Below are 26443 nucleotides of genomic sequence, written 5' to 3' on the forward strand. Positions count from 1 at the left end.
ACCCCGAGAGGCGACGGTACCCGGTGCCGGTGGCTCCATGCGCGCAGTGCCCCGACGCCACTAGCTGGCGACCCGCCCTTCCAGCGTGCAGCGCATCCCGTCGAGTGCCGAGGCGAGGATGCGCGAGACCTGCGCCTGACCGACCCCGATGTCCGCCCCGATCTCGTTCTGGGTGCGGTCCTCGAAGTACCTCATGTAGACCACGTGCCGTTCGCGCTCGGTCAGGTCGAGCAGGGCCGGGATGACCATCATCCGGGCCTCGCACGCGGGCAGGTCGCGGTCGTCGGCTGCGAGCGTCGACCCGATGTCGCCCGTCTCGCCGTCGTCGGAGAGGCGCTGGTCGAGGGACGTCGCGTGGAAGCAGCCGCGAGCGGACTCGGCCTCGGCGTGCTCCCGGGCCGAGATCCCGAGTGCAGAGACCAGCTCGGCGGTGTCCGGTCGCCGCCCGAGCTCGGCGCTGAGGTCCTCCGCCATCCGGGCGGAGCGCTGCTGGTTCTCCTGCACCCGCCGCGTCGGCTTCACCATCCAGCCGAGGTCGCGGAAGTGGCGCTGCACCTCGCCGCGGATCGTCGGGACGGCATAGGCGAGGAAATCGTGGTTGCGCGAGGCGTCGAAGCGACGGATCGCCTTGACCAGCGCCTCGCACGCGACCTGCTCGAGGTCCTCGAGGTCGATGCCGCGCTGGGCGAACCGCCGAGCCACGCTGCGCGCGACTCCCATGTTGATCAGCAACACCTCCTCACGCAGCTCGTCGAGGCGGTCGATGTTGTCGGGGAGGGAGGCGGCGGCGAACAGGGCGGCCGTCCGATCCCTACGGTGCTCGCGGTCCCGGCTGGACGCGCGGACAGAAGGTCGTTCCTGGACGATGGTCATGATGCTCACCTGACGGTGACGGTGCGATGGAGGCCCGCTGTTGGAGCCGAGGGGTCACCCGTTCGAGACGAGAGGTGCCCGACGCACTCGTCGAACGTAGCCTTCCCCGGTATCGGCCGCAAGGGCGCCACGGGGCCTGGAGGTGAACCCTGATCGACATGGGCGAGAATCAACCGTCCGGGAGCGGGTATCAGGGTGCATGACGCTCACCCACGAACGCAGCTCGACGCAGCACGCGTCGCCCTGCACGATCGCGTCCGTGCCCTCGGGGCACGTGTACGTCCGGCACCTCTCGCCCCTCTCGGGCGGCGGGCCGCGCCGCCTCCTCGATCCGGACCCCGCCGATCCTCGTCGACCGGCCGGGAACACGTGGTGGCCGCCGAGCATGCTCGAGCCGTCATGGGCGGAGCAGAACGCGTTCGACGTCTTCCACCTCCACTTCGGTTTCGACGCCCGCACACCCGAGGAGCTCGATCGGCTCACCCGCACGCTCCGCGACCGTGGCAAGCCGTTCGTGTTCACCGTGCACGACCTGCGCAACCCCCACCACCGCGACCGCGCACTGCACGACGAGCACCTCGACGTGCTGGTCCCCGCGGCTGACGAGATCGTCACCCTCACCCAGGGCGCAGCAGACGCGATCCGTGCACGCTGGGGTCGCACCGCCCATGTCTCACCCCATCCGCACGTGGTGGACCTGCAGACGATGGCGGTGGCCATGGACGTGCGGACCAAGTGGCTCGACCGGCCCTTCCGTGTCGGGCTGCACCTCAAGAGCCTGCGCCCCAACATGGCCCCCCTGCAGATCCTGCCGACGCTGGTGTCCACCGTGGCGGACCTTGACGGTGCGGTGCTGCAGGTCAACGGGCACCGGGACGTGTTCGACCCCACCGGCGAGCACCACGACCCCGAGCTCGTCGGCTTCCTGCGCGCCGAGGAGCGACGAGGACGTGTCGAGCTCCACGTGCACGACTACTTCTCCGAGGCAGAGCTCTGGTCCTACCTCGCCTCCCTCGACGTGTCGGTGCTGCCCTACCGATTCGGCACGCACTCCGGCTGGCTCGAGGCGTGCCGGGACCTCGGCGCCACGGTGGTCGCGCCGACGTGTGGCTTCTACGCCGAGCAGGGCCCGGTGCTGTCCTACGTGCACGACGAGCAGTCGTTCGACGCGGACTCGTTGCGCGCAGCGGTGCGCGATGCCTTCGTCCGCCGCCCCCAGCTGGGAGCGAGCATCGATGAGCGCCGCACCCAGCGTCGGGAGGTGGCGGCCTTCCACGACGACCTGTACCGATCGTTGACCGCATGAGGCCCGTCGACGAGAGGAACCGCCTCCGGATCTGCCTGATCGCCCACTGCCGCTTCCCGATCCGCGAACCCTTCACCGGCGGGCTGGAGTCCATGACCTGGCACCTCGCCCACGAGCTCGTGCGTCGTGGTCACGAGGTGGCCGTGTTCGCCGCCCCGGGCTCCGATCCCGAGCTGCAGGTCATCGACCTGCCCGTCTCACCACTGCCCGGTGACGGCACCGGCCGGCTGGACGTGGACACCCCGGCGCCGGTGGCCGTCGCGGACCACCACGCCTACCTGTCCTTGATGCTCGACCTGGCGCGGGAGGGCACCACCAGGTTCGACGTGGTGCACAACAACAGCCTGCACTACCTCCCGGTGGCGATGGCCCCGGCCCTGTCCGTCCCGCTGGTGACCACGCTGCACACGCCACCGCTGACGTGGCTCGAGTCGGCGATCCGCATCGACGCCGGCGCCAGCACGTTCGCCGCGGTCTCCTCCTTCACCGCCGACGCCTGGTCGGGGGTGGTCGACTCCGTGTGCGTCCCCAACGGCGTCGACACCGAGCGGTGGAGGCCCGGACCAGGCGGACCGACGGCCGTGTGGTCGGGCCGACTGGTCCCCGAGAAGGCACCCCACGAGGCGATCGACGCAGCGCGGCGTGCCGGGGTCCCCCTGGTGCTGGCCGGTCCCGTCCTCGACCCGGCCTACTTCCGCGCGAGCGTCGAGCCGCGTCTCGGTGGAGACGTCACCTGGGCCGGTCACCTGCACCAGGACGCCCTCGCCGACCTGGTCGGGCGGTCCGCGGTCGCCGTCGTCACGCCGGCCTGGGACGAGCCCTACGGTCTCGTCGCCGCCGAGGCCATGTCCTGTGGCACCCCCGTCGCGGCGTACGCCCGCGGCGCCCTCCCCGAGATCGTCGGCCCCTCCGTCGGCCGCCTCGCGGCGCCGGGCGACCTGGACATGCTCGCGGAAGCCATCCGCGACGCCGCGACCCTCGATCGCGCTGCCGTCAGGGCACACGCGGTGGAGCAGCTCTCCCTGACCCGGATGGTCGACGAGTACGAAGCGATGTACCTGCGACTGGCGCGCTGCGACGCCGCCGCGTGAGGGCGGGGGCCGTGATCGGCTACTACGTGCACCACCACGGCAACGGCCACCTGCACCGCGCCCAGACCATCGCGGCCGCAAGCGAGGTCTCCGTCACCGGGCTCTCGTCACTGCCCCGGCCACGGACGTGGACCGGCGACTGGGTCCAGCTGGCCCGCGACGACGGGGACGCCGCGGGGTACGCCGCCGGGCGCGACGTCACCGCCCACGGCCGTCTCCACTGGGTGCCGCTGGGCGACCCGGGACTGCGCGGGCGGATGGCGTCGCTGTCGCACTGGATCGACCGGACCTCCCCGCAGGCCATGGTCGTGGACCAGTCCGTCGAGGTGTGCCTGCTCGCCCGCCTGCACGGGGTGCCGACCATCGGGCTGACGGCCCCCGGTCACCGCACCGACCCTGCCCACCGCCTCGGCTTCGACGCCTGCACCGAGCTCGTCGGGCCGTGGCCCGCAGGCTGGACGGACCGCATGCTGCCCGGGCAGGACGACGAGGTGGCGACGCGCTTCCACGCCGTGGGCGGCGTGTCCCGTTTGCCGGTCGCCGCCCGCAGCCGGTCGTGGCGACGGCGCCCGCACGCGGTGCTGCTCGCCGGCACCGGCGGTGACGGCTTCACCCGCGATTCCGTCGCCGCGATGCAGGCACGGACGCCGGGGTGGGACTGGACCGTGCTGAGCCGGACCCTGGGCACCTGGCACGCAGACCCCGCCTCGGTGCTGGCGAAGTCGGACGTGGCCGTGATCCACCCGGGCCAGAACTCGCTCGCGGAGATCGCCGCGTCACGGCTGCCGGCCGTCGTCGTGCCCGCTCCCCGCCCGTTCGACGAGCAGCACGTGACGGCCGACGCGCTCCGGCACGGCTGGCCCGCCGTGGTCGTGGACAACGTCTCGGACGCCGGCGTCTCGTGGGCCGACGTCCTCGACCGCGCCAGGGGCCTGGACGGTGAGGCGTGGAGCGGATGGGTCGACGGGCGCGCCGCGCACCGGGCGGCCCAGGTCGTGGCACGCGCGGTCGACCGGGCCGGGCTCCCGTGAGCGGCGTCGCCGTCGTCACGGTCGCGCACGGTCGCCACGACCACCTCGCCGGCCAGCGCTTGTCCCTCGACCGCTCCGCGCGCACGCCCGACGCGCACGTCGTCGTCGCGATGGACGACCCCCACCTCGTGGCGAGCGGGATCGCCCGCGTCGTCGTCGACACGACGCCCCAGGGTCTTCCGCTCGCGGCCGCCCGCAACCGCGGTGCCGACGAGGCCCTGCGCCTGGGCGCCGACGTAGTGGTGTTCCTCGACGTCGACTGCCTGGTCGGCCCGTCGCTCCTCGGCGCCTACGCCGACGCGGTCCGGGGCGACCCCGAGACCGTGTGGTCGGGGCCGGTGACCTACCTCGACCCTCCGCCGCGCGGCGGCTACGACCTCGACCGGCTGGACGAGCTCGACTCCCCCCACCCCGCCCGTCCCGCCCCGGCTCCCGGCGAGCTCACGACGGGCGCGGACCCGGCCCTGTTCTGGTCGCTCTCCTTCGCCTGCTCGAGCGCCGCGTGGAAGCGCACCGACGGCTTCTGCGAGGACTACGCGGGGTACGGCGGGGAGGACACCGACTTCGCCCGCGTCGTCGACTCCGTCGGACTCGGGCTCGGGTGGGTGGGTGCGGCCCGCGCGTTCCACCAGTGGCACCCGGTCTCCCGGCCCCCGGTCGAGCACCTTGCCGACATCGTGCGCAACGCCGAGATCTTCCGCTCCCGCTGGGGCGAGATCCCGATGCGCGGGTGGCTCGACGAGTTCGAGCGTCGCGGCCTCGCCCGCACGGACGAGCAGGGCCGGTGGCGGGTCGTCGCCCCGGGATGACCTGGGAGCGATCGGGGTACGCATCCTCATGACCATGCGAGGCACCGACCACGACCAGGACGCCGAACCTCCCACCCCGGACGGACGGGAACCGGACACCGAGCCGCTCGACCCGGACTCCGAGCCTGCCAGCGACCCGGACCCCGACCCCCGGGACTCCTGAAGTCGGCGTGACCAGATGAACGGCCCGGACACCAAGAACCCCGACCCGGATGACCCCGAGACGCTGGACCGCAACTGGAACGAGCTGCTGCAGGAGCTTCGGGTGACCCAGACCGGTGTCCAGATCCTGACCGGCTTCCTCCTCACCGTGCCGTTCAGCGACCGGTTCGCCGACCTCGACCGGCTGCAGCGCACCAGCTACCTGGTCGTGATGGCGGGCGCGGTCCTCACGACCGGTCTCGTGGTCGCTCCGGTGGCGTTCCACCGCATCCTGTTCCGCCAGCGCGAGCGACGCTGGCTGGTGGAGGCCGGCAACCGGTGCGCCCGCGTCGGGTTGATGCTGCTCGGCCTCACCAGCTCGGGTGCGCTCTTCCTGGTCTTCGACGTCGTGGCAGGGACGACGGCCGGCCTGGTGGCGCTGGCCGTGTCCCTGGTCTTCTTCGTCGTGTGCTGGCTCGTGGTCCCGGTCGTCTCGGGCGTCAGCCCCACATCGACAGCAGGAACGAGGCGATGAACCCGATCACGCACGACAGCCCGACTGCCTGGCCCGCGTGCTCCGTCGCCTCCGGCACCATCGTGTCGGCCAGCATGGTCAGGATCGCCCCGGCCGCGAAGGTCTCGATGAACGCCACCGTCGACTCGCCCGCACCACCCAGCAGCCCGTAGCCGACGGCCGATGCGACGGTGGAGGCGGCGACGACCGCGGCCCACAGGCCCAGGATGTACGCCACCGAGCGGCCGTCGCGGCGCATGCCGGCGCTGGCCGAGAGCGACTCCGGGATGTTGGACAAGAAGACGGCCAGGACGACGGCCAGGCCCACCGATCCCCCGTCCACCAGGCTGACGCCGATCGCGGCCGACTCGGGGATGCCGTCCAGCAGGGCACCGAGCACGAGAGCCGAGGCCCCCGACGCCCCCGCTGCCGCCGACGTGCCGGACGGGTCCTTGCGCCGGCGTCCCCCACGTCGCGCGATCAGGACGTCGCCGCCGTAGAACACGACCGCCCCCGCCGACAGCCCCAGCACCACCGGGACGGCGCCCGACCGGTCGTACGCGGCTCCGGTGAGCTCGAAGGCGACGGCGCTGATCAGGACGCCGACGCCGAAACCCATGACCAACCCGACGACGCGGGTGGGCACGCGCACGAACACGCCGATCAGGGCGCCGAGCAGCAGCGAGACTCCGCCGACGAACCCCCACCATGCCGCCTCGATCACGCGAGCGCCGTACCCATCAGACGCCATGCTATGAGGCGGTCAGGTCGTCGGTGGCTCCTGTGCGCGGCGCCGCCGCGTCTCCCAGGCCTTCTTCGCGGCCCGGCTGCGACGACGCCGCTGCGCCTCCGCCTGTCGTCGGGCCTGCTCCTCCGCTCTCTCCTGTCGCCGTACGGCGCTGGCGGCCCGGCGACGCTCGGCCTCGACGACGGCGGCCGACCGGACCGGCCAGACGTAGGGCAGGTCGTCGGGCACGTCGGGGAACTGGGGCCGATAGTGCTCGGGGTCCTTGCGGACCAGGGACGAACGGTGGCTGAGGTGCAGCGCGTCGTCGCCGAGCCAGGGTGGCAGCGCGCCCGCTGCTGCGAGCTCGTCCTGGTCGCGGATGGTGGGCGTCCCCGCCGCTCGCAGGTCGCCGGTGATGGTGGCCGCGCACGTGTCGGCGTGTCCGCGTTCCGACCACACCTCGCAGCAGGTCAGTGCGTAGCGACCGAGTGCCTCCTCGAAGCCCTTCCACATCAGGACGGCGGGATGGTTGGCCCAGGCGTAGCCGGGGACCGTCAGGCCGCGCACCACCTGGATGCACTCGACGCGTTGCTTGCCCAGGCGCTTCGCGTCGAGCGCGTGCGCCGATCGCTCGAAGTCGGCGTACGGGAGGAAGGTCTGCATGCGCGGCGCGCCTAGGTCGGCTCGCCTGCGGGGATCACGCTGAGCACGGAGATGGTTCCCGCCTCACGCCCCAGGACGACGCTCACGTCGTCCAGCCGCCCGAGCGACTCCCGGACGTCGTCGACCTCGAGGTGGGTGTCGACGGCGATGTCGATGTCGCGGACGGGGACCGCGTGCTGCGGCCACTGGTCAGCGGGGACCGCGAAGGGGTCGAAGTCGGTCTGGGCCGCCGACCACAGCTGCAGCGCGGACTCGGAGACCATGTCGTCGATGGTGGCGTCGTCGGAGGACATGACGGGGCGGTACCCACCTACCGGCCTGACAACGCCGTGGGTCCTCTCAGTCGGTCCCCTCGGGTTCGAGCCGGGCCATGACGACCAGCAGGAGCGCAATGCCGGCGTGGGTGGCGAGGATGGCGATGACCATCATGTGAACGTCGTTGAGCATGGGCGGTGACACTCCTTGACCTTCTCGGACATGACTGGACTCGGGACCCAGGGGCAGCAGTGCGCCCCGCCCAGAGCCGCGCGCACTGCTGTCCCCTCACCCAGCCAGCGCTGCCGGCGACGCCGGTGTTGCGGCTCTCGGCAAATACCACCCCGGGGGGTGGGCGCGGCCGCTCACGCCCATCCGCCGAGCCACGCCTCCAGCGAGGCGCCCTCCGACCAGGGCCGCAGGCGTACGTCGACGGGCAGACCGGCAGGTGCGAGGTCGGGGCGACCCCACCTGGCCGCGCGACGCAGGAGCCGGAGGTCCTGGAGCTCCGCGCGCCCGTCGGTCGTCGCGCGGATGGCCACGCGTCCATCGAGCCCCGACAGCAACGACGCCCATGCCGAGGGATCGCCGACCAGACCGCGGCGAAGCACCAGGTGCAGACGTGCGGACCCGGGGACGGGTCCATCGGCGGGCACGATGCGCGGGTCGTCGCCGACGAGGGCGCGGTGCGGATCAGTGAGCCGCACGCAGGCGCGCGGCCGCGCGGCCAGCAGCGAGTCGACGGTCGCGAGCAGCTCGGCGGGCACCAGACCGGGATCCGGGCTCACGACCAGCTCCGGCGGACCACGGAGCAGGCCACGCCAGGTCGTTCCCGTCGCGGAGGTTCGGTCGGCCACGTGCACCGTCTCGACCAGGTGGGCACCGGCGTCGCGTCCGCGGGCCCCCGCGTCCGGACCGTCGTGCCACGCCACGGCGTCGGGGCGGTGGGCCAGCAGCCCGCCCGCGGTCCACGACCGGTGGGCGAGCTCCCAGTCCTCGCCACCGTAGGCACGGAACGACTCGTCGAACCCGCCGAGCTCGTCGTACCACCACCGGCTGCACGCGAGGACCGCAGCGATCACGAACCGGTGAGCGGTGGAGTCCGCGTCCAGGAGGTCGCGGGTGTCGGTGTGGGCGGCGCGCAGCCAGGCCGGCTCGTCGAGCTCACGCGCCGGTCCCAGCTCCTCGATCGGGACGTCGGGACCGGTGCCGGTGAGGTCGGCATGTCGTCGTCGACCGACCACGAGGGCCTCCGGCAGCGCCTCGGGCAGGCTGGCCATGCGCTCGACGAACCGGGGCTCGGGGGTCGTGTCCGCGTCGAGCATCACCACGACGTCGCCCGTGCTCGCCGCGACCCCGAGGTTGCGGACGGCCGCCGCTCGGAAGCCGTCGTCGTCCTGCCGCACGAGCCTCACCCCGGGCGGGACGGTGGGGGCGCGACGCGACCCGTCGTCGGCGACCACGACCTCGTCGGGCACCCGGGTCTGACGTCGCAGTGCCGCCAGGGTGCGGTCGAGCTCGGCCTGCTGCTCGAAGTGGGCCACGACGACGGAGACGGACCTGGGCTGCGTGTCGTTCGGCGCGAGGTCCCACCGGTTGCCCGGCACGGTCGTGCCGTACGGCGGCGCGCTCATCGGTCGGCCGACGCCCACCACGCGACGTACGCCGCTGCGGTGTCCTCGAGTCCCGGAGCGAGATCGGTGCCCGGGGTCGTCCAGGTCGACGCGGGACGTGCCAGCGCGGACTCGAGCGCGGGCACGAGCGTGGAGTCGTCGAACAGCGTGATGGTCCCGGGCCGGAGACCGGCCATCTCACGGGCGTAGGCCCCGTCCCGGACGAGCGGACGCCGTCCGGCGGCCACCCAGGAGTTGAGGCTGCCGGACGCCGACACGTTGCGGTGGGCGACCACCGGCACGCTCACCTGCCGCAGCCTGACGACCACGTCGGCCTCGGGGACACGGCCGGTGACCTCGACCGGGACCCCTCGATCCGCGCTCGCCCTCAGCAACGCTTCGACCTCGCGCCCGTGGCCCGGTGCAGCGCCGCCGAGGACCTCGACGCGTGCCATCGTGCCCCCGCGGCGCACGGCCGAGACGGCGCGCACCACCTGGCGGTGGCCCTTGCCGGGGTAGACGTAGCCGAAGACCCCCACCACCGGGTGCGGTCGCACAGTCTCGCGATCGGCGACCGGCGCGCCGGCGACGAGCACCGGCAGGGGGATGACCGTTCCGGCCGTGCCGACCGCACACCACCGGTGGACCAGCGCGTGCTCGTGCCACGAGTTGGTGGCCCAGGCGCGACTCGCCCGCACCATCCGTGCGTAGGCCGCGGCGCGCGCACCGAACACCGGGCCGTCCGTCGGTTGCGGGACGTCGTGCAGCGTCACCGTCAGGTGCACGCGGCGCGACAGCGACTCCACGGCCCTCGCCGCGTCCTCCGGCGCCCGACCGAACAGCCGGTCCGTGAGGTGCAGGTGCACGGGTCTGCCTGCGGTGACGCGATCGAGGCGCCGGACGACGCGGGCACCGACCGCCTCGGCCACCTCGCCGGCGTAGCGGGTGACCCCGTGGCCGACCGGTCCGAGCACCAGGTGGTCGGGTGCGTCGAGGGCGAGCACTGACCGCCTCGTCGACACGTCCACCACGGTCCCATCGTGTCGTGGCTCCCCCGTCCCGTGCTCACCCCTAGGTGGTGCGAGGTGCGACCGGGTCCGCGGGCGCGGCAGGGCCGTTCAGCCCGGCTCGGAGAAGCGCCACTCGATCGACGACCGGTAGACCTCACCGGGCCGCAGCACCGCCGACGGCCAGTCGGGACGGTTGGGCGAGTCCGGGGCGAGCTGCGGCTCCAGCGCGATCCCGTCGCCCTGCCGGTAGCGCCCGCCGCTCGTCGATCGCCGGCGACCGCCCAGGAAGTTGCCGGTGTAGACCTGCAGCCCGGGCTGGTCCGTCCAGAGCTCGAGCCGGGTCCGGGTGCGCAGCGACTCGAGCACGGCCGCGCGACGCATCCCCTCACCGAGCAGGACGAAGTTGTGGTCGATGCCGGTCGCGTCGACGACCTGCGGGTGCTCGGCCCGGATCGCGGGACCGATCGGCGTCGACTCACGCAGGTCGAAGGGCGTCCCGTCGACGGGTGCGTGATCGCCCAGCGGGATCCCCGTGGCGTCGACGGGCGTGTAGGAGTCGGCCTCGACCAGCAGCAGGTGGTCGTCGATCGTGCCGGCGCCCTCGCCGTCGAGGTTGAGGTAGGCGTGGTTGGTCAGGTTGACCACGGTGGTCGCGTCGGTCGTCGCCGACATCTCGACCGACACGGTGCTGCCGTCGACGCGGTAGCGCACCGTCGCCCGCACGGTCCCGGGAAACCCCTGGTCGCCGTCGGGACTGGTGAGGGACAGCACCACCTCGTCGGGGCCGAGCCCGACCACGTCCCACAGGCGCACGTCGAACCCCTCCGGCCCACCGTGCAGGCTGTTGCCCCGGTCGTGCGTGCCGACCGTGACCTCGCGGCCGTCGAGCACGAAGCGCCCGCCGGCGATCCGGTTGGCGTAGCGCCCGATCGTGCCGCCCACGTAGTCGGTGCTCGCGAGCCGCTCGGCGACGTCGGCGTGACCGAGCACGACGTGGCGCCGCTGTCCGTCCCCGCCGGTCACCTCGAGGCGGTGCACGGTGGCGCCGAGCGCGAGCACCTCCACCACCGGCCCGGGAGCGGAGCCGATCGTGAGGACGGGGACGTCGCGGCCGTCGGGCATCCGGTCGAAGACGCGTTCAGTGGTCACGGAGACATCCTCATCGATCGCTCGGACGGGCGTGGGTCCGGCCCGCCGGGAGCCAGGAGGCGGAACGCTCCCGGCAGGCCAGGTCTGTCACCGCAGGCGGAGGCGTGCGGAGTCCGTCGAGCGCTCGAGCGTCGTCGAGCCGGGGGTGACGACACGCACGACGTACGTCGCCGGCCGCCCCGAGACCCGCCAGCGGGCCTTCCCCGTCGCGGAGAGGTCGAGCCAGCGCGACCGCACGACCTTCCCGCTCCGCAGCAGCCTGGCGCGCACCCGGTCGGGCACCTGGCCAGCGGGGTCGGTGACGACACGGACCCGCGCGACGCTTCGGACGACGCGGACGGTCGTGGTCGAGCCGGCCCTCAGCACGCGCAGCGTGGTCGTCGTGCTCGCGGCGGCGTGTGCCGCGCTCCCGTCGTAGCGCACCCGCAGGGCGTGCGTGCCGGCACCGAGTGCGGTGGTGTCGAGCGCGAGCCGCAGCCGGCCGTCGACCAGCTGGCCGGAGCCGACGAGCCGGTCACCGCTGACGACGCGCACGGTCCCGCTCGGGACGCCGGTCGGGCCCGTGACCCGCACCGCCAGCGGCGCGGTCGCACCCCAGCGGGCGGTCGCGGCGCCGGACGCGGCGATCGACGTCGTGGCCGGCTCGGCACCCGGCGCCGGGACGGCCAGCGTGTTCGTCGGCTCGACGTTGCCGGCGCGGTCGATCGCCCGGTAGTCGATCGCGGCGGCCGACCCGGCGGCGAACGGCCCGGCGTACGCCGTCCAGGCGCCGCTTCCGACGCGATACTCCGTGCGCCGCACCCCGGAGGTGGCGTCGGCGGAGCGGATCGTGACCGTGCGGTCGGTGTCGGCCGTGGCCCGGCTGACGGGATCGGTCGCGTCGATCCGCACCTCCAGCGACTCGACGGTCGAGGCGTTGCCGGTCGTGTCGAGGGCGCGCGCCCGGACCGTGTGCGTGCCGTCGCCGGCGACCGGGGTCGAGGCGGTCGCGCCGTCGCTCCGCGTCCACGGCGCGTCGTCGACGGAGACCGACACGGTCGCGACACCGGAGGCGTCGGTCGCGGTGGCGGTGGCGCTCACCGGGTCGGTGACCCACCAGCCGTCGTCGCCGTCGGCGGTGCCGGCGCCCAGGGTCACGACCGGGTCGGCGGCGTCGGTGACCGTCACCGTCGCCACGGGGCGGTCGGCGGATCCGCGGACGACGGTGCCGGTGACCGTGAACGTGCCGGGAGCGGCGTACGCCGCCGGGGCGACGTCGTCCCAGCGCACGCCGACCTCCCGGGTCGTCCCGTCACCCATCTCGGCCGTGACCGTGGCGGGCAGCACGGGCGCGGTGCCCTCGCGGGTCGTGACCGCGACGTCGCCGACCGACTCGACGAGCAGGTCGGGCTGGTAGGCGGCGCGCATCGTGTCGAGCTCGGCCTGCGTCACCGGGATCACCGTGCCGTGGCGCGGGCTGCTGGGCAGGTCCGCGGTCGGGACCGACGTCCAGGTGCCGCTGGCGATGTCGTCGGTGCGGAACGCGAGGTAGCCCCGACCGCCGTGATAGCTGGGCTGGTCGATGAACATGTACCAGCGGTCCTCGACCTCGTTGTCGCGGAACACCGTCGGGCCCTCGCCCTGCGTGTAGGTGCCGCCCCACGGGTTGGGCTGTCCGACGCCGACCTGCTCCTTCACCAGCTGCCAGCCCGGGGCCGACGTGGTGGTCGGGAGCGAGCCGGTGACGGTGGCGCGCAGGTCGGTCGAGCGCTCCTGCCGGGGCGTCATCACGGCCTCGTCCTTGACGAAGCGGAAGAAGGTGTCGCCGTCCTTCACGACGGTCGCGTCGATCATGCCGCGACCGGTGCCGCGCTTGACATCGATCCACGGCTGCGGGTCGCTGAAGGTCACGAAGTCGCGCGTCGTGGCGTACATCATCTGCTGGTAGGAGGTGTTGATGTCGCGGCCGGCCACGTCGGTCGTCGGGTAGAGCGCCGAGGCCCAGTAGACGACGTACTCCCCCGCCTCCTCGTCGTAGAACGCCTCGGGCGCCCAGGTGTTGCCGGCGAAGTCGGAGGACACCTTGACGTGGCGCTGGTCGGACCAGTGGACGAGGTCGGTGGACTCCCAGACCTCGAGGTACTTGCTGCCGGTCTCCTGCGCCTCGCCGAAGTCGACGGCCGGGTAGGCCTTGAGGTCGGTGGCGAGCAGGTAGAAGCGGTCACCCTCCGCCGAGCGGATGACGAACGGGTCGCGCAGGCCCCGGGTGCCGAACTGCGACGCCAGGACGGGCTTGCCGTCGTTGAGCACGTCGTAGTCGAGCGGGTCGTTGCCGCGGCTGGCGCCGAGGTAGATCTTCTCCCCGTCGTCGGTGCTCTCGCCGGCGAAGTAGGCGAAGGCGTAGGCCTCGTAGTCGGCGGGCGCCGGCAGCGGCTGCACGCGGACGGTGATCGACCGGGTGGCCGTGGCGGCGCGGAGCGTGGCGGTCACGGTGAGCACGACGTCGACGGGCGCGCTGCCGTGGGCGGGGCGGGTGACCTCACCGGTGTCGCCGACCACGGCGGGGGCACTGCTCGACCAGGCGAGGGCGGTGCCGCCGGTGCCGGTGACGGGGAGGGTCACGTTGCCGCGGACATCGTCGGGGTGCACGAGCTCGACCGCGGCGACCGCGGCCTGGGCCCTGCCCTCGTCGGACTGCTCCTCGGGTGCCACGGTGACGGTGAACGCCTTGGTCCGCGAGACCGCACCGCGGGTGAGCGTGGCGGTCAGGGTCGCGGTGCCGGCGGGTGCGCCGTACGCCGGTCGGGTGACGTCGCCGCCGGCGGTGACGACCGACGCGTCACTGGTCGCCCACGCGATCGTCGAGCCGTTCGTCCCGGTCGCCGGGAGGGCGAGGTCGGCGACCACGGCGCTGGTGTCGCCGAGGCTGAGCGCGTCGGCGTCGGTCTGCGCTGCCGCGGCGCTGGTGTCCTCCGCGGAGGCGGCTGCCTCGGCGCCGGTCAGGGCGCGGGAGTAGATCCGGAAGTCGCGCAGCCGGCCCTTGAAGGACAGGTCACCGCCGTAGGCCGAGCGGCCCAGGACGTTGCGGGTGCTGGTGCCGTCGGGCGTGCCGAGCAGCCCGGGGTTGGTGGTGAGGTTGGTGTTCGACGCGACCAGCAGGCCGTCCTCGTAGACCCGCGCCGCGCCCGGAGCTGCCGGCGTGCCGCCGTCGATGCTGTAGGTGATGTGGCGCCACTGCCCGGTCGGCACGCGGCCGGCCCGCGAGGCGCTCTGCTCGGAGGCGAACCCGGCCTCCGCGATGGTCGAGCGCAACCGGTTGCTGCTGTCGTTGGTGGTGAAGAGGTAGCCCGTGCCGTTGGGATAGGTCGCGGAGCTGCCGAGGTTGTACATGAACCAGTTGCCGCTGGTCAGGCTCGGGTCGACCCAGACGTCGAAGTCGACGGTGACGTCCTCGAGGCCGGACAGCAGGTTGTCGGGCAGCGTGATCGCGTTGCCGCCGCTGTTCGCCCCACCGCTGAAGGTGAACCCGTCACCTGCGTTCCAGGTGGTGGCCCCGGCGACGGTGCCGTTGCGGCCGTTGCCCGACGAGTCCGCCGCGACGGTCCCGGAGGTCTCGTCGAGCTTCCACCAGCCGACCAGGTCGGTGGTGAGGTCGCCCTCGACCCCCGAGGCCGGGCCGACGCCGGCGACGACGCCGCCCAGCGACGCGACGAGCGCCAGGGCGCCGGCGATCCACGTGCGTGTCATGTCAGTTCTTCCCTTCACGGCGGGTGACCCGCAGGACGGTGCTGTCCGACGAGCGGGCGACGTCCGGCGAGCCGGCGTACGTCGCGGTGATGCGGTGCCTGCCCGGGGCGAGGCCACGCAGGACGAGTCGTGCCTTCCCGTCCCGCAGGGTGACCGTGCGGGACCTGGCCTTCTTCCCGGTCCTCACGGTGATCCGGACCGTCCCGGTGGCGTCGACCGCCGAGGTCACCCGTACGGCGACGACGGCCTTCCTCGCCGACAGGGAGCGGTGACGGGCCGCGACCTGCACGGTCGAGGACGCCCTCGCGACCACGACCGTGACGGTGTCCTGGGAGGCGCCCCAGGCGGTGTCCCCGGCGTAGCGCACGGTCAGTGGGTGGCTGCCGACGCCGAGCTGGATGGCGGGCACCCGGAGGGTCACCCGACCGCCGGTGACGGTGCCGGTGGTCAGTGCTCCGGTCGGGCCGGACAGGGTGACGGTCCCGGTGGGCGTCCCGCCCTGGCCGCTGACGGCGACGTCGACGTCGACCGTGCCGCCCAGGCGGACCGGTTCGTCGGAGGTGACGGCCGCCGTGGCGCTGGCGGCGAGCTGCTGGCCCGCGGCCGGGACGGCCAGGGTGCCGGGCTGCTCGGCCTGGCCGAGGCGGTCGACGGCGCGGTAGTCGAGGCTGGTGGCCGCGTCGCCGACCGGCACGGGCGAGGCGTACGTCGTCCACGGCCCGGCACCGAGGCGGAACTCGATCCTCTCGACGCCCGCGCCGGCGTCGGCCGCGGTCAGGGTCGCCGTGCGCGCGGCGGCGTCGAGGCTCGCCCGGGTGACCGGTGCGACGGCGTCGATGCCGACCACGAGCGGGCGGACCTCGCCGACGTTGCCCGCGGCGTCGGTCGCGCGGACCCGCACGGTGTGGAGGCCGTCGCCCTGGACGGCGACCTCACCGGTGGCGCCCTGGATGCGTGTCCACGCGCCGTCGTCGACGGACACCTCGAGCGCCGCGACCCTCCGGTCGTCGGTGGCGGTGATCCGCACGGAGGCGGGGTCGGCGTACCAGCCGTTGACGCCCTCGCCAGCGACGCGCAGCTCGTCGACCACGGGGGCGACGGCGTCCTCGGTGTGCATCCGGAGGAAGGTCACCGACGAGGCCGGGAACTCGTAGACGAACGAGTCGCCGATCCCCTGGACCTGGCGGGTGCGCGGCTTGATCAGGTTGGGCGCGGCCTTGGTGTTGGTGGCGCCCGGGGCGCCACTCAGCGTGGTGACGGTGGCCGTGCCCTCGATGCCGGCGTCGGCGACCTCGACCTGGGTGCGGGCGGGGCTCGTCGAGGTGTTGACCACCTTGGCGACGAGGTCGCCGCTGCGCTCGTCGCGGGTCACGACCTGGTAGAGCGTGGCGGGCGGTGCGGGCTGGTCGTACTCCATCTGCAGCACGCCGTCGAGGTAGAGCTCGATGTGGGTGCCGTCGACGACGACCTTGACCCGGTAGGTCTGTCCGGTGACGAGGCTCGTGTTCTCGAGCGCCTTCACCTCCGACGCGCTGCCGCCGGTCGCACGCTGGAGGACGGAGCGGGTGTTGCCCCAGCCGCCGATGTTCCACCAGTAGAAGTTGTTGGCGCCGGTGGCACCGAAGCCGACGAGGAAGCCCTCGGACCCGGCGGTCTTGGTGGCGTCGAGCTCGAGCGTGTAGTTGCTCCAGTCCTTGCCGTAGGCGCCGACCGGGATGGTGCGGGCGTCGGTGACCGAGGTGCTCGTCTGCGCGTAGCGACCGTCGTTGACCGTCCACGTCCCGGACTGCGGCGTCCACTGCGAGGCGTCGGCGAACTGGTCGGAGAAGAGCGTCCGGCCGGAGTCGTTGGCCTTCACCGTGACGTTGTCGTACGCCGCCGCGGTGGCCCAGGTCGAGAGGAACACGCCGCCGGTGATGTCGTCCGCGGCGGTGGCCGGGGCGTCGTACGTGCTGGGCACGACCTCGTCGCCGAGGTTGTTGCCGAAGAGCTTCTGCACCTCCCAGTTGGGCGTCTCCCACGACTCGTCGTTGTCGAACCAGATGGCGTCGGGGTTCCACTGGACGTGCGACTCGTTGGCGAGGAGCGGCGCGTAGGACGCGAGCTTCACGACGTCGGCGTTGCGCTGCAGCGCGGTCATGTAGGACGCCTCGGAGAGCGCGTTGTACATCGTGTTGCCGCGCGAGGCGTACTCACCCAGGAACACCTTCGGGCCCTCGCGGTCGTAGGAGTCGTAGCGGGCGTTGTTCTCCAGGAACCACTGCGGGTCGCGGTAGTAGTGCTCGTCGACCAGGTCGACGTCCTGCGCCCGGTTGAAGGCCCAGAGGGTGTCGAAGCGGGCACCGGAGGAGTCCGGGCCCGAGTTGGAGATGATCTTGATGTCCGGGTACCTCGCTGCGATGGCGTCGCGGAACTCCGGGAAGTTCTGCTCGAAGGTCGTGGTGTTCTCCTCGTTGCCGAGGCCGATCATGTCGAGGCCGAACGGCTCCGGGTGGCCGAGCGCGGCCCGCCTGGCGCCCCACTCGGTGTCGGTGCCGCCGTTGGCGAACTCGATCAGGTCGACGGTGTCGTCGACCCAGCGGTCGATCAGCGCGGGGTCGTGCATCTCGGGGATGCCCGCGCCGCCGCAGCCGTTGGCACCGACCGACACGACCGGCAGCGGCTCGGCGCCGAGGTCCTCGGCGAGCTCGAAGTACTCCAGGTAGCCGATGCCGTAGGACTGGTTGTAGCCCCAGAAGTTCCAGTTGGCCGGGCGCTCCTCGACGGGACCGATGGTCTCCTTCCACTGGTAGGTGCGGCGCCGGTCGGTGTAGCCGCTCTCCTCGTAGGTGCGGAAGGTGCCGACGTTGGTGACGCAGCCGCCGGGGAACCGGAGGAAGCCGGGGTCCATCGCGGCGATCTTCTCGCCGAGGTCCTTGCGCAGGACCGACTTCCCGTTGACCGGGCCGACCCAGCGGTCGGCCGGCATCAGCGAGACCATGTCGAGTCCGACGACCGACGGTGCGCCGGCGAGGACGACGAGCCGCGCGGCGTCAGTGGTGGTGCCGGGGTTCAGCGTGAAGGGGTACTTCCGCCACGTGTCCGAGCCGTCGAGCGCGACGGTGGCCGCGCCGAGGGTGGCGTCGCCGGCGGCGTTCTCGAGCCGGACGGTGAGCTGCTGCGCGGTCGTGCTGCGGGCCCAGAGGTAGCCGTCGTACGCCGCTCCGGCCTTCACGGCGAAGCCGTTGTTGAAGCCGGTGTTGCGCACGCCGTCGCCCGCTGCGGCAGCGGTGAGGCGCAGGTGGTTGCGGTTCATCGCGTTGAGCCGGGTGGCGTCGTCCACGACGGTGCCGGTCGTGCCGGCGCCGCTGCGGTCGAGCACCTGCCAGGCGGTGAGGCCGGTGAAGGAGCCGTTGTCGGAGGAGTTGAACTCGAACGACCTGTTGCGGACCAGCTCGGCGTAGAGCCCGCCGTCGGCTGCGTAGTTGATGTCCTCGTAGAAGATGCCGAACATGTCGTCGCTGATCGAGGCGCCGGTGCCGTCGCCGTCGATGCTCAGCGTCGAGGTGCCCTCGTCGACCTCGGAGAGGACGAAGCGGACCGCGTCGGCCTCGGCCCCGGTCACCAGCGCACCGCCGTCACCGGGCACGACGTACGCCGCCGGGTCGGCCGCCGAGCGCACGACGAGCGTGCCCCCGCCGGCGTCGGTCAGGCGCAGCGGAGTCGGCTCGTCCCCGTTGGCGCCGAGGACGAGCGCGCCGTCGCGCAGGACCAGCGGCGCGGCGTCGGTGGCGAGGGCGACCGTGCCGTTGCCGAGGTCGGCGGCCTGCAGCCGCAGGCTCGCGGTCGGCTGGTCGGCGCTCAGCCGCAGCGTGGTTCCGTCGGCGACGAGGTAGGGCGCGTCACCGTCGGCCCGCAGGACGAACGGCCCGCTGGGGGTGACGTCGGCTCCGGGCTCGTGCTCGATGGTGAACGAGTCGAAGGCGGCCGGGAGGGCGGTGCCGTCCTGGGCGGCCAGCGCGTAGAGCCCGACCTGGGTGGTGTCGAAGGAGACGGTGGTGGTGCCGGCGGTGACCCACGTCGACCCGTCCCACCAGCTGCTGGTGATCGTGTCGCCGACCCGCGCCAGCCGCAGGCGCTCGGCACTGGACCCCGGCCGGTCGGCGAAGCTGACGGCGCTGAACGTCGCTCCGCTCTCGACGTCGGTCTCGACCGCGCGACCCGACGGGGACAGCCCACCGACGAAGGTGAGGCCGGCGCGGACGTAGTTGTCCATGTCCTGCCAGGCGATCAGGCCGGCGCCCTGGTAGACCTTGGCGACCGCCGCGGAGACGTCGGCGGTGGCCGTGAAGTCGCCGACCGGGACGTCGAGGACGACCACGTTCCGCGCCGAGTTCACCGTCTGGTAGGTATCGCCGGGCTGACCGGAGATCCGCAACGCACCGCCCGCGACCGAGAGGTTCGCCGGGTCGGGGTTGACCACCTCCCAGCGGCCGTCGAGCGCGGCGCCGTCGAAGGTGTCGGTCCACGTCACGGCGTCGTCCGCGGCGGCTGCGGGGCCGGCGGTGGCACTCACCATGGCGGTCACCGTGGCGAGTCCGGCGGCGAGCACGACGGCTGCGGTGAGAGCGGCAGTGGGTCGGCGGTGAGAGAGGGTCATCGCGGTCCTCGGGTCCGTGGCTGGTCACGCGGATGTGACGGGCACCACAACGCAGTGTTAGCGCTCACATGCGATCCGTCAAGGCCTGTCTCGCCCGGGAACTGCGCCCTTGACGGCTCCGAGTGACCGGGGCCACACTCGCGCTGTTAACGTTCACATCCCACGGAGGTCCTGGTGTCCACACGACTCGCCCGGCGCACGGCACGAGGCGCGGTGATCGCCCTCCTGGCCTCGCCCCTCACGCTCCTGGCGCCCCTCACCCCCACCGCCTCGGCGGCGGACGTCACCGACGGGCTCCTCCTGCGCTACGACCTGACCCAGACCTCGGGCACCGTGGTGACCGACTCCTCGGGCCACGGTCGCGACGGCACCCTGAACGGCGGCGGCACCTGGACCGGGACCACCGGGCTCGCCCTCGACGGCGTCGACGACCACGTGCAGCTGCCCGACGACGTCCTGGCCGGACTGTCGTCCGTCACCGTCTCGAGCGACGTCTACATCGAGCCCAGCCAGGCTGGCAACTACTTCATCTGGGGCCTCGGCAACCCGGCCGTCGGCAGTCCCGCCTCAGGCTCGGGCTACCTGATGGCGACCGGCAACACCTTCCGCGCGAGCATCACCAACACCTGGTGGAACAACGAGAAGAACACCGCGCCCTCCCCCGCGCGCAACCTCGCCCGCGGCGTGTGGAAGACCGTCACCTACACCCAGACCGGCACGACCGGCACGCTCTACGAGGACGGCGTCCAGGTCGGGCAGAACACCAACGTGACCGTCCTGCCGAGCGCGATCGGCAACGGCACGACGACCAACAACGTGCTCGGCGAGTCCAACTACGCCGCCGACAGCTCGCTCAAGGGCAAGGTCAGGAATTTCCGGCTCTACAGCCGGGCCCTGACCGCCTCCGAGGTCGCCGACATCTCGCTGACCGACGCCAACCGGCTGTCCTCCGACACCGAGGGGCTCAGCCTCGGCGACCTGTCCGGCGTGACCGCCGACCTCACCCTGCCGACCACCGGCGCCTTCGGCTCGGCCATCGGCTGGGCCTCGAGCAAGCCGGGCACCATCAGCAGCACCGGCGTGGTCACCCGCCCCGGAGCGGGCGCCGACCCGGTCCAGGTCACCCTGACCGCCACCCTGACCCGCGGCTCGGGGACGGCGACGAAGACCTTCGACGCGACCGTCCTCCCCGACGAGGGCGACCAGTCCAAGGCCGACGCGGCCGCCGCCGCGCTCGCCCTCGTCCACCCCGACGACGTGCGTGGTCACCTGACCCTGCCGACGACCGGCAGGCACGCCTCGACCGTCGCCTGGACCTCCTCGGCGCCGGCGATCGTCGCACCTGACGGCATCGTCGACCGGCCCTCCCCCGGCGCCGGTGACGCGAGCGTCACCCTGACCGCGACGGTCACCGTCGGCGGTGCGACGGCCAACCGCCAGTTCCCGCTCACCGTGCGGCAGGCGCCCGCCCCGGCGCCGTACGCCGGTTATGCCTTCAGCTACTTCACCGGAAACTCGGTCGCCGGCGAGAAGATCTACTTCGCGGCGAGCCGCGGCAACAATGCGCTGCGCTGGGACGAGCTCAACGGTGGCCAGCCGGTCCTCGACTCGACGTTCGGCGAGATGGGCCTGCGCGACCCGTTCCTGATCCGCTCCCCCGAGGGCGACCGCTTCTTCCTGATCGCCACCGACCTGTCGATCGGCCGCAACGGCGACTGGGACCGCTCGCAGCGCCAGGGCAGCCGCTACCTCGAGATCTGGGAGTCCACCGACCTCAAGAACTGGTCGGAGCAGCGCCACGTCCTCGTCTCCCCGCCGACCGCCGGCAACACCTGGGCCCCGGAGGCCTACTGGGACGACGACCTCCAGCAGTACGTCGTCTTCTGGGCCTCGAAGCTCTACGCCGAGGACGACCCCGGGCACACCGGCAACACCTACAACCGGATGCTCTACGCCACGACCCGCGACTTCGTGACCTTCAGCGAGGCGAAGACCTGGCAGGACATCGGCTCCTCGCGCATCGACTCCACCGTGATCAAGGAGGGCGACTCCTACTACCGCTTCACCAAGGACGAGGGCGCCGGCAGCACCGGCTGCTCCGACATCATCCAGGAGAAGAACGACAGCCTCACCGAGCCCGACCTCGTCGGCGCCAAGGCCTGGGCCTTCCAGGACGGCTGCATCGGCCGCGACGCCGGCACCTCGGCCGTCGAGGGCCCGACCGTCTTCAAGCGCAACCCCGGCGACACCTCGGGCGGGCAGTACTACCTCTTCGTCGACGAGTACGGCGGTCGCGGCTACATCCCGCTGACGACCGACGACCTCGAGGCGCCCGACTGGAAGGTGCCGTCCGGCTACCGGCTGCCCGCCAGCCCGAGGCACGGCACGGTCCTGCCGGTCACCCAGGCCGAGCTCGACGCGCTGCGCGCCGACCTCCCGGCCCCGCCCCCGCCGGTGCAGAGCACCGAGGACGGGCTCATCGCGGCGTACCCCCTCACCGGTGACGCCGAGGACGTCAGCGGCCACGGGTACGACGCCACGGTGGTCGGCGACGCGACCTTCGCCGACGACGCGCTCACGCTGGGCGGCTCGACCGGCCACGTGAAGCTCCCCGACAACCTGATGAGCGGCCTCGACGCCATCACCGTCTCGACGCGGGTGTGGGTCGACCCGGCCCAGTCGGGCAACTACTTCGTGTGGAACCTCGGCAACACCGGTTCGAACGGCGTCGGCAACGGCTACCTCTTCGCCACCGGCAACAGCACCTACCGGGCCGCGATCGCGTCGGGCAACTGGACGACCGAGCAGGGCATGACGTCAGGTTCCGCGCTGGCCCGCGGCGAGTGGAAGACGCTGACCTACACGCTGGGCGGCGGCGTCGCGACGCTCTACCTCGACGGCCGCCAGGTGGCGCGCAACGCCGACGTCAGCCTGACGCCGGGCGACATCGGCGACGGGGTCACGACGGCGAACTACATCGGCCGGTCGGCGTACAACGGCGACAACCGGCTCCGCGGCAAGGTGCGCGACTTCCGGCTCTGGTCCCGCGCGCTCTCCGGCGCGGAGGTGGCCGAGCTCGCGGCAGCACCCACCGACGTGCTCGGGGTGGAGCTCGACTCGCTCAAGGTCCCGGCCATGGTCGACGCCGCCGCGGGCACCATCACGCTGCCGGTGGAGCCGGGCACCGACCTGACCGCGCTCGACCCGACGTACGCCGTCCTGTCCGGCGCGAGCGTCTCGCCCGACGGGCCGGCCGACTACACCGCGCCGGTCGCGCTGACCGTCACCAACGGTTCCGCCAGCCGCGTCTGGACGGTCACGGCCGTCGAGATGCGCTCGCCGGTGCTGCCGGGGCTGTACGCCGACCCCAACATCGCGGTCTTCGACGGGACCTACTACATCTACGCGACGACCGACGGCACTCCCGGATGGGGCGGCAAGGACTTCTACGTCTGGAGCTCGCCCGACCTCGAGACGTGGACGCGCTCCGAAGAGCCGTTCCTGACCCTCGATGGCGCCGACGGCGACGTCCCGTGGGCCACCGGCAACGCGTGGGCGCCGACGATCATCGAGCGCGGCGGGAAGTACTACTTCTACTTCTCCGGCCACAACGCCTCGCTCAACCGCAAGACGATCGGCGTGGCCGTGGCGGACAGCCCGACGGGTCCGTTCACGGCGCAGCCGCAGGCGATGATCCTCAACAACGAGGCCGTCACCTCCGGCCAGGCGATCGACCCGGCTGCCTTCCACGACCCGGTGTCGGGGAAGTACTACCTCTACTGGGGCAACGGCCGACCGGTCATGGCCGAGCTCGCCGACGACATGGTCTCGCTCGAGCCGGGCACGATCTCCGCGATGACCGGGCTCACGGACTACCGCGAGGGCTCGTTCATGAACTACCGCGACGGGATCTACCACCTCACCTACGCGATCGACGACACCGGTTCGCCCGACTACCGCGTCGGGTATGCCACCTCCAGCAGGCCCACCGGGCCGTGGACCTACCGGGGCGTGATCCTGGAGAAGGACGCCTCGCAGGGCATCCTCGGCACCGGCCACAGCTCGATCGTGCAGGTGCCGGGCACCGACGAGTGGTACATCGCCTACCACCGCTTCGCACTCCCTACATTCGATTCGGCCGGCGGTGACGGGACGCACCGGGAGACCACGATCGACCGCCTCACCTTCGGTCCGGACGGGTTGATCGAGAAGGTCGTGCCGACGCTGTCGTCCGTGGACGGGTTGGCCTACACCGACGGCCCGGTCACGGCGTCGATCTCCGACGCGGGAGCTTCTGGTTGGTACGGCGCCGACGCCACGCTCTCCTTGTCGGGCTCGGGAACTCGTCAGGTCCGCCTCGGCGACGGCGCGTGGGCGGCGTACACCACGCCGGTGGCCCTGCCGGCCGGCTCGTACGACGTCGCCTGGCGCGCCCGCTCGGCCAACGGCCAGTGGAGCCAGGTGTGGACGCAGCCGGTCAAGGTCGACAAGGCCCCGCCGGAGGCGTCGGGAGAAGTGTCCTCCGATCGGGTGCTGTCCGTGACCGCCACCGACGACGCGTCCGGCGTCGCCGTGCGGGACTACCGCATCGACGGTGGGGCCTGGCTCGCGTGGACGACGCCGGTGCAGCTCGACGGTCTCGCCCACGCGGTCGACGTCCGTGCTGCCGACGTCGCCGGCAACATGTCCGCGGTGAGCTCGCTCTCCGTGGCCGCGGCGCCGTCGCCGGCCCCCGTGGCGCCCGTCTCGGTCGCTCCTCCGGTGGCCGCCGGCAAGGCGACCGTCGGCAGGACGTTGACCGCCACCCCGGGCGGCTGGGACCAGGGCAACCTGACCTACGCCTACCAGTGGCTGCGCGACGGGGTGCCGATCGGCGGCGCCACGTCTCGCACGCTGTTGTTGGGTGCCGGCGACGTGGGCGCACGGATCGCGGTCCAGGTCACGGCCTCGCGTGCCGGCGGTCCCGACGGCGTCGCCCGGTCGGCCTCGACGTCGCCGGTGGCGAAGGCGACGTCCAAGGTCAAGCTCCGTCTGGCCGGACGGTCGCTGAAGGTCCTGGTCATGACGCGCCCGGCCTCGGTCGGCGCGACGGGCAGGGTCGTGCTCAAGGTCGACGGCACGACCCGCAAGGTCCGACTCGAGGACGGGAAGGCCGTGCTCCGCCTGCGTCTCTCGTCCGGCAGGCACACCGCGAAGGCGTCCTACTCCGGGTCGGACTCGGTGGCCGCGAGCTCGACGAAGAAGACGGTGCGCATCCGACGCTGAGCCCTGCAGTGCGCCGCCCGGGTCCCGACGGGCCCGGGCGGTCGTGCGTCTCCGCTGTCCACACGTCTTGGCGACCCTTGTTCTTCGAACATGTGTTCGATAGAATAGACCATGTCCATTTCCCTCCTCCCTCACCAGCCGCCGCAGGCGGCCGATGAGGCGTCGGAGAGGGCACTGTTGGACAGCGCCACCGAGGCGCTCCGCGCGCGACGTCTCGCGGAGGTCGCCGAGCTGCGGCTGGCGATCCAGTGGGCGGTCGTGCAGGGAGAGCCGCGCGACGACCGGGACCCGATGGTCACGCCGGGCGGCGACGGCACCCCATCCGTGCGCGAGCACGCCATCCCCGAGCTCGCGATGGCCCGCGAGACACACCCCGCGACGACCCGGGCGCTCATCGCGGACGGGCTCGACCTGGTCCACCGACTCCCCCGCACCTGGGCCGTCGTCGCGTCCGGCGAGTGCGAGCCGTGGGTCGCGCGCAAGGTCGCCACCCTCTCCCGCGCCCTCCTGGCCGACCAGGTCGCCCTGGTCGACCGAGCTGTTGCCCGGGCGATCGCCGGCCACGCACCCTCGACCGTCCTCGAGATCGCCCGGGCCAAGGTCATCGAGGCCGACCCCGAGACCCACCGCGCCGAGCGCGAGCGGTCCCGTCACGAGCGCTACGTCCGCCTGTCCCGCGCCGACGAGTTCGGCTACCGCCACGTCATCGCCCGCACCACCGCCGGCGACGCCGCCTGGATCGACGCCATGGTCGACCGGGTCGCCGACATCCTCGCGCTCACCCACGGTCACGACCACAACCGTGACGAGCTCCGCTCCCTGGCCCTGGGCTGGCTGGCTCGTCCGGCGGACCTCTTCAAGCTGTTGATCGAGCACACGACCACCTCGGACGGCGAGCAGCCCGCGTGGGCACCCGACCACCTGGCCGACACCGTCGACAAGCTCTGTGCCCTCCCCGCCCACAAGCTCGCTCGCCTGCGTGGTCGCGGACGCCTCTTCGTCCACATCACCGACGAAGCACTGCGCACCCGCACCGGGGTCGCCCGGATCGAGGGCGTCGGCCCCATCGACGTCCAGCAGCTCCACGAGGTCCTCGGCCACGCGGACGTCACCGTCACCCCGGTCCTCGACCTCCAGCTGCGCCGACGCGTCGATGCCTACGAGCACCCCGAGACCGTCAAGGACCACGTCTGGATCCAGACCGGGGGAGACTGCTTCCCCTACACCCCGCGCACCGCGACCCGCGACGGCGTCGACTACGACCACGCCGTCCCCTACGACGACACGGGCCCACCCGGCCAGACCGGCCCCCACAACTCAGGGCCGCTTCGGCGGAGTCATCACCGCGCCAAGACCCACGGCGGCCTCACCACCCGAGTCGTGGGGCCTGGGCGCCATCTTTGGCGAACCCCACATGGGCAGGCGTTCCTGGTGGACCACACCGGGACGACGCGGCTGAGCTCGAGTCAGGCCGCGGCCATGGCCGACGCCATCGAGGACGGCGTCGAGCTCTATTTCACCGAGTCCTGGGCGTACGAGCAGGCCTGAGCACCGGAACCGCAGAACGATTGGTGACCGTCCGTAGGACGACATCAGTCAGTGGATCTGACACGCCCAGCCCGCCCACTATG

Annotated in this window: 17 protein-coding genes; 8 read left to right on the forward strand and 9 right to left on the reverse strand. The window is 72.6% G+C overall.

The genetic code is table 11. The annotated features are described in order from the left end of the window. Positions 1-60: 60 nt before the first annotated feature. A complete protein-coding gene (locus C7S10_RS16635) occupies positions 61-873 on the reverse strand; it encodes a sigma-70 family RNA polymerase sigma factor (protein ID WP_108345552.1) in 813 nt (270 codons plus the stop codon). 199 nt (positions 874-1072) lie between these two features. Between C7S10_RS16635 and C7S10_RS16640 the strand changes: the two genes are divergently transcribed. Genes C7S10_RS16640 through C7S10_RS16660 form a run of 6 tightly spaced genes read left to right on the forward strand, consistent with a single transcriptional unit; the run spans position 1073 to position 5786 of the window. Then, positions 1073-2179 carry a hypothetical protein gene (locus tag C7S10_RS16640; protein ID WP_108345553.1) on the forward strand — a complete coding sequence of 369 codons (1107 nt, stop codon included), beginning with the start codon at positions 1073-1075 and terminating at the stop codon, positions 2177-2179. Then, entirely contained in the window at positions 2176-3270 is a 1095-nt protein-coding gene (locus C7S10_RS16645; RefSeq protein WP_108345554.1) for a glycosyltransferase family 4 protein, read from the forward strand. Before C7S10_RS16640 ends, C7S10_RS16645 begins: the two co-directional genes overlap by 4 nt. An 11-nt stretch (positions 3271-3281) precedes the next feature. Then, on the forward strand, positions 3282-4301 hold the full coding sequence (locus tag C7S10_RS16650) for a glycosyltransferase family 28 protein (protein ID WP_108345555.1): 1020 nt from the start codon (positions 3282-3284) through the stop codon (positions 4299-4301). Next, positions 4298-5110, forward strand: a complete 813-nt coding sequence (locus C7S10_RS16655) for a glycosyltransferase family 2 protein (RefSeq protein ID WP_207769420.1) — start codon at positions 4298-4300, stop codon at positions 5108-5110. Before C7S10_RS16650 ends, C7S10_RS16655 begins: the two co-directional genes overlap by 4 nt. A 34-nt stretch (positions 5111-5144) precedes the next feature. Then, positions 5145-5273, forward strand: a complete 129-nt coding sequence (locus C7S10_RS23025) for a hypothetical protein (RefSeq protein WP_279303176.1) — start codon at positions 5145-5147, stop codon at positions 5271-5273. A gap of 15 nt (positions 5274-5288) precedes the next feature. Next, entirely contained in the window at positions 5289-5786 is a 498-nt protein-coding gene (locus tag C7S10_RS16660; RefSeq protein WP_108345557.1) for a DUF6328 family protein, read from the forward strand. Here the strand turns inward: C7S10_RS16660 and C7S10_RS16665 are convergent. The 8 genes from C7S10_RS16665 to C7S10_RS16700 all read right to left on the reverse strand — a co-directional run bounded on the left by C7S10_RS16665 (position 5752) and on the right by C7S10_RS16700 (position 19547). Further along, the gene (locus C7S10_RS16665) at positions 5752-6516 is read right to left on the reverse strand and encodes a ZIP family metal transporter (protein ID WP_108345558.1); all 765 of its coding nucleotides are present in this window, start codon (positions 6514-6516) and stop codon (positions 5752-5754) included. The two genes, C7S10_RS16660 and C7S10_RS16665, sit on opposite strands and share 35 nt — an antisense overlap. Before the next feature lie 12 nt (positions 6517-6528). Next, the gene (locus C7S10_RS16670; protein ID WP_207769421.1) at positions 6529-7155 is read right to left on the reverse strand and encodes an MSMEG_6728 family protein; all 627 of its coding nucleotides are present in this window, start codon (positions 7153-7155) and stop codon (positions 6529-6531) included. A gap of 11 nt (positions 7156-7166) precedes the next feature. Beyond that, positions 7167-7448, reverse strand: a complete 282-nt coding sequence (locus C7S10_RS16675; protein WP_108345559.1) for a hypothetical protein — start codon at positions 7446-7448, stop codon at positions 7167-7169. Between the two features lie 327 nt (positions 7449-7775). Beyond that, positions 7776-9044, reverse strand: coding sequence for a glycosyltransferase (locus tag C7S10_RS16680; protein ID WP_133176545.1), 1269 nt, complete (start codon positions 9042-9044; stop codon positions 7776-7778). Further along, complete coding sequence (locus C7S10_RS16685; protein WP_207769422.1) at positions 9041-10027, reverse strand: glycosyltransferase family protein; 987 nt, start codon at positions 10025-10027, stop codon at positions 9041-9043. Before C7S10_RS16685 ends, C7S10_RS16680 begins: the two co-directional genes overlap by 4 nt. A 114-nt stretch (positions 10028-10141) precedes the next feature. Beyond that, positions 10142-11182: an aldose epimerase family protein gene (locus C7S10_RS16690; RefSeq protein ID WP_207769423.1), complete on the reverse strand. Its 1041-nt coding sequence runs from the start codon at positions 11180-11182 to the stop codon at positions 10142-10144. Between the two features lie 87 nt (positions 11183-11269). Beyond that, positions 11270-14908 carry an immunoglobulin-like domain-containing protein gene (locus C7S10_RS22320; protein ID WP_108345561.1) on the reverse strand — a complete coding sequence of 1213 codons (3639 nt, stop codon included), beginning with the start codon at positions 14906-14908 and terminating at the stop codon, positions 11270-11272. Position 14909: 1 nt separating this feature from the next. Beyond that, on the reverse strand, positions 14910-19547 hold the full coding sequence (locus C7S10_RS16700; RefSeq protein WP_108345562.1) for an alpha-L-arabinofuranosidase C-terminal domain-containing protein: 4638 nt from the start codon (positions 19545-19547) through the stop codon (positions 14910-14912). A gap of 174 nt (positions 19548-19721) precedes the next feature. On the opposite strand from C7S10_RS16700, the gene C7S10_RS16705 reads away from it, so the two are divergent. Further along, positions 19722-24812: a family 43 glycosylhydrolase gene (locus tag C7S10_RS16705; protein ID WP_108345563.1), complete on the forward strand. Its 5091-nt coding sequence runs from the start codon at positions 19722-19724 to the stop codon at positions 24810-24812. Between the two features lie 111 nt (positions 24813-24923). Next, on the forward strand, positions 24924-26360 hold the full coding sequence (locus C7S10_RS16710) for a hypothetical protein (protein WP_133176546.1): 1437 nt from the start codon (positions 24924-24926) through the stop codon (positions 26358-26360). Positions 26361-26443 lie beyond the last annotated feature (83 nt).

The organism is Nocardioides currus, from assembly GCF_003057875.1.
Classification (GTDB): domain Bacteria; phylum Actinomycetota; class Actinomycetes; order Propionibacteriales; family Nocardioidaceae; genus Nocardioides; species Nocardioides currus.